Source organism: Petrotoga halophila DSM 16923 (assembly GCF_002924615.1).
On record NZ_JALY01000313.1, the window covers coordinates 1 to 4862 of the forward strand.

Genomic DNA, 4862 nt, shown 5'->3' on the forward strand with positions numbered 1-4862 from the left:
TAATTATATTTTATCATACCTATAGCGCCCCCTTTGCCTCGCTCCCCATCCTTTTAAGAAAGAGAATAGTTCTGTCCAAACACACAGAAGAATAAAAGTTAAAAATTTCACTAATTAGGTTCCTGATTAATTATACCATTTTTATCTTTTTGGTAATTTAATAAAATATAAAAAATTTATTTAAATTAGTACAAGAAATCTCCCACCTATCCTTTTCTTCCGTTAACTTGTTCTTGTACTGTTTTAGTAGAATTATCTCTTGTAACTATGTACTTTGCATCGTAGAAATATGCAAGTGAACGATTGTTTCTTCTGATTTGTTCAAAGTATATAGGCTCTATCTATAATACCACTGCCAATAACCTATTTTACAACGTCCTTCGTCTCCCCAGGTAACAGCTTCCGGGCGCGCTCGAGTAGCTTTGCGTTGATCGCAACGATGATGGTACTGAGTGACATGAAAGCAGCACCGATTGCAGGTGAGAGCAGAATGCCCCAACCGTATCCGACTCCAGCTGCAAGTGGTATGGCAACGGCGTTGTAGCCAGTAGCCCAGAGCAAATTCTGGAACATTTTGTTGTAAGTGGCACGCGAAAGGGCAAGGATCGCGAATACATCCCGCGGGTCGCTGCGCACCAACACAACGTCAGCGGATTCAATCGCGACATCAGTGCCAGCACCAATTGCAATGCCAAGATTGGACTGCACCAGTGCCGGTGCATCATTTACCCCGTCTCCAACCATCGCCACGTTCAGACCTTTATCCTGCACTTCGCGCACCTTCGCGGCTTTTTCGGTCGGCAACACTTCTGCAAAATAGTCTGCAAGGCCGAGTTCGTCTGCAACTGTCTTCGCTACGGCTTGCGCATCACCGGTGAGCATCATCGACTGTATGCCAAGTTGTTTCAGTCGCTGGACGGTCTCGTACGATTCTTTGCGGATTACATCCGCAAGAGCGAGTGCACCAATGACAGACCCGTCCACCACAACATACACCACGGTGTTGCCTTGTGAATCAAGATCCTCAATGGTGGGTTCATCGACAGTGAGCCCATTGGCACGCAGGTATGCGAAGCTGACAACCTTAACATCATGGCCATCAACTTGGGCCTCAGCCCCCTGTCCAGTCAGGTTGCGAAAGGCAGTGATAGATCTTGGCTTTATACCACGCCTGGTCGCTTCCCGAACAACGCCTTGGGCGATCGGATGCTCAGACTGGCTTTCCAGAGAAACGGCCCAGTCCAGTACGTCTTCGGCGGAATGTCCCGCAAGTGGCACCACATCCGAAACCCCGAACCGACCCTCGGTTAGGGTGCCGGTCTTGTCGAAGATAACAACATCGAGGGCGCGAGCACGCTCAAATGATGCTCGATCACGGATGAGAAGCCCATTTTGCGCTGTGAGCTTGGTGCTGACCGCTACTACTAGTGGCACCGCTAGACCCAGAGCATGGGGACAGGTGATCACCATTACGGTGACCATTCGGGTGAGCGCAAAATTAAAACCGGCTCCTGCTATGAGCCAGAAGGTGAGCGTTCCGCCACCACCGATCAGTGCAACCCAAGTTAGCCAATGAGCGGCCCGGTTTGCAAGGTCCTGTGTACGGGAGCGAGTTGCCTGGGCTTGGCGGACGGTCTCGATGACCTGACTCAGATACGTCTTCTCCCCAGTCTTTTGCACCTCGATAGTAACTGCACCTTCACCATTGACTGCCCCACCAATTGCTTCCTGGCCTTCTCCCTTTTCAACCGGTCGGGACTCCCCTGTCAGCATCGACTCGTTAAAGTTGGAGCGTCCGTCTATGATTAGGCCGTCAATGGGAACCTTGTCACCCGGGCGAATGAGCACGCGGTCCCCGGGCTTCAGTTCGGCGACAGGTACTTCCTCGGTATCGCCGTTTGACGTAAATCGGGTTGCTGTGGCAGGAAGCAAACGAACCAGCGCCTCGAGTGCACCAGACGCCCCCATAACCGATCGCATCTCGACCCAGTGACCCACCAGCATTACATCAATTAGGGTCGCGAGCTCCCAATAGAAGAAATCTCCTTCCAGGCCGAAAACGACCGCACTTGAATAGACATAGGAGACTGTGATCGCCAGTGCGATTAGCGTCATCATGCCGGGTTGTCGGTCGCTTAGTTCGGAAAAAAGGCCGGTCAGAAATGGCCACCCGCCATAGAAAAAAACTACCGAAGACAGGACGAACAACACGTATGGCGCTCCGAAAAAGGACAGTTCCTCTTCGAGGCCTATGAAACCCTGAATCATCGGAGACAGAGCAAGGATCGGGATCGTCAGAACGAGAGAGACCCAAAAGCGCTTTTGAAAATCAGCTATCATTGCACCGTGATCATGGCCGTTGGAGTCGTGTCTGGAATCGTCATGACCTCGGTGGTTATTATTACTATGCATATCTATTACCTCCTAGGATTTGTCACTTTGATACCCAATTAAACTAAACCTAGTTATAATATTTTTTTCTTTTTTATGAACCATTGACCTTATCAATTTCAAACAGCTGTTTTGAGTTTTGCTAATGGGCTTTCATGTATCATAAAATAGCATCCTTGTTATCCATCCCACTAGGGGAGGGTATAAAAATTGTAACTTATTTTTTTTACACTCAAATTAATATGAATTACCAAAGAAGTAACCCCCTAGTGCAAAAAAGCACTCTATTACTTTAGCGGTTCTCTTACAATTATAATGGCTACTGCTTCACCTACTACAATAAACAAATTAATTATTCCTTTGTAGGGGAACAAAATCTTTGAAACCTATTAAAATGGCATTATTATTGGATTTGGCAAAACTCAAGGTTTCTTCGTAAAAACTATTTACAAGAAAAGTTCATATAATTTATTTTTAAAATTCTACCCAGCTTGCACCTTTTTCTGTACTTTCTACACACTTTTCTATAAACCGCATACCTTCTACTCCGTCTTCTACAGTGGGAAAATCTAAGTCTCTTTGTTCTAAAAGTTCTCCTTTTTTCTTTTTTGTAATTGCGCTTATAAATTTATCGTATACCCTTGCAAAGGCTTCAACATAACCTTCCTGATGCCCACCAGGAGTAACATAATCATTTTTAATAAAATCATCAACCTCTTGGCTTCCCCGTGATAAAGTTATAAAAGGGTGGTTAACTTTTGAGATCTTCAAGTAATTTGCGTGCTCTTGTGACCATTCTATAGATCCTTTTGTCCCATATATACCAATATCCAAAGTATTTTCATGGCCCATAGCAATTTGAGATGTCCAGTATATGCCTTCTGCCCCATTATCGTAATTTATTAGTATAGATGCATTATCGTCTAGCCTATCTGGCTCAACAAACTTATCCATTCTGGCATTTAAGGACTTTATCTTCAACCCTGTTAGGAAAGAAACCAAGTTTTCCACGTGTACCCCTATATCAGCAACGCAGTTGGATACACCTGAAACTTTTGGATCAGATCTCCATTCATGGCGAGAATTTTTACCGGCAAAGGGGACCTTTGCCATCCACTCACTTAGGTATCGGCCATTGATAAATCTAACCTCACCTATTTCTCCTCTCTTAATTAACTCTCTTGCGTATCTTAGCATAGAATAACCTGTAAAAGTGTAAGCAACCGCAAAAAGTAGGTTGTTTTTTCTTGCTAACTGTTTTAGTTCTTCAGCTTCTTTTAGAGTTATGGTTAATGGTTTTTCACACATCACATTTATTCCAGATTCTAAAAATTTTTTTGCCACTTCATAATGTGAACTGTTGGGTGTAACAATGGATACAAAATCTATTTTATCGGATCTTTTAGACTCTTCCTCGGCCATTTCTTCATAATTTCTGTACAATCTTTTCTCATCTATTTTTAACTCTTTGCCTGTTGCCAAAGTGTTTTTGAAGTTTCTGGAAAAGCTTCCACAGACTAATTCTGCCTTCCCCTGTAGATTTATAGCCTTTCTGTGGACTATACCAATTTGAGAGTCTTTACTTCCACCTACCATTCCATAAGTCAATCTTTTGAACATATTTTACCCCTCCTCTTATTTGAGTTTTTACTTTCTTTAGCATCTCTAACCCTTTTTTAACGCCCCTTCACCCTGATCCCCACCCATAAGGATAAAGGAGTAGGGCTTTCCCCTGCAGCCACCTATTTGGTTTTAAAATTTTACCCAAGCACATCCATTTTTTGAACTTTCTACACATTTTTCTATAAACCTCATCCCTCTTAATCCCGCATTTACACTTTGAAAATGGGCATTATCGTTGGTTATAATTTTACCGTTCTTTTTATCTATTAAATCGGTAATAAATGTGGTATAAGTATTTTTGAAACCTATGTTCGTTCCAGGAATTTCCTCCACATTTTGAATTATCTCTTCTTTGTGGTCTTCACGCAAAATTGTTAGTTTGTTTGCTTGATTAAAACTCCATTTCAATGTAGCTTCTGAACCGTACACAGAAAGGCTAAAATTGTTGTTCTCTCCAACAGCAATTTGAGACATGAAAAGTAATCCTTTACTTTTATCTTTGAAATTTATCATCACAGTGGAATTATCTTCCAATTTTCTTGATTCACCAAAAGTATCAAGGCGCGCACACAAACTATCAATTTCTTTTCCAATAAGATATGAAACCATGTTTTCCACATGACTGCCTATGTCGGCGGTAGTATTCGCTAAACCACTTTGATTTGGATCCAACCTCCATTGAGCTTGTTTGTTTTCATCTTCGATTTTTTTTGAAAGCCATCCTTGTATATGTTTTACGTTAACGAATCTTTTTTCACCTAATTCACCTTTTTCTATTTTGTTTCTTGATATTGAAATAACCGGATATCCCACATATGCATTTGTCACACACAATAAAATCTCGTTAT

3 protein-coding genes are annotated in these 4862 nt (G+C 42.6%); all 3 read right to left on the bottom strand.

From position 1 onward, the window contains the following. Window positions 1-363 precede the first annotated feature (363 nt). Window positions 364-2412 carry a copper-translocating P-type ATPase gene (locus tag AA81_RS13460; RefSeq protein WP_211292730.1) on the bottom strand — a complete coding sequence of 683 codons (2049 nt, stop codon included), beginning with the start codon at window positions 2410-2412 and terminating at the stop codon, window positions 364-366. Window positions 2413-2865: 453 nt separating this feature from the next. Beyond that, a complete protein-coding gene (locus AA81_RS13465) occupies window positions 2866-4011 on the bottom strand; it encodes a Gfo/Idh/MocA family protein (RefSeq protein WP_103899318.1) in 1146 nt (381 codons plus the stop codon). 132 nt (window positions 4012-4143) lie between these two features. Beyond that, window positions 4144-4862 (bottom strand): Gfo/Idh/MocA family oxidoreductase (locus tag AA81_RS13470; protein WP_245863663.1); only part of this gene is annotated, 719 nt, incomplete at its 5' end.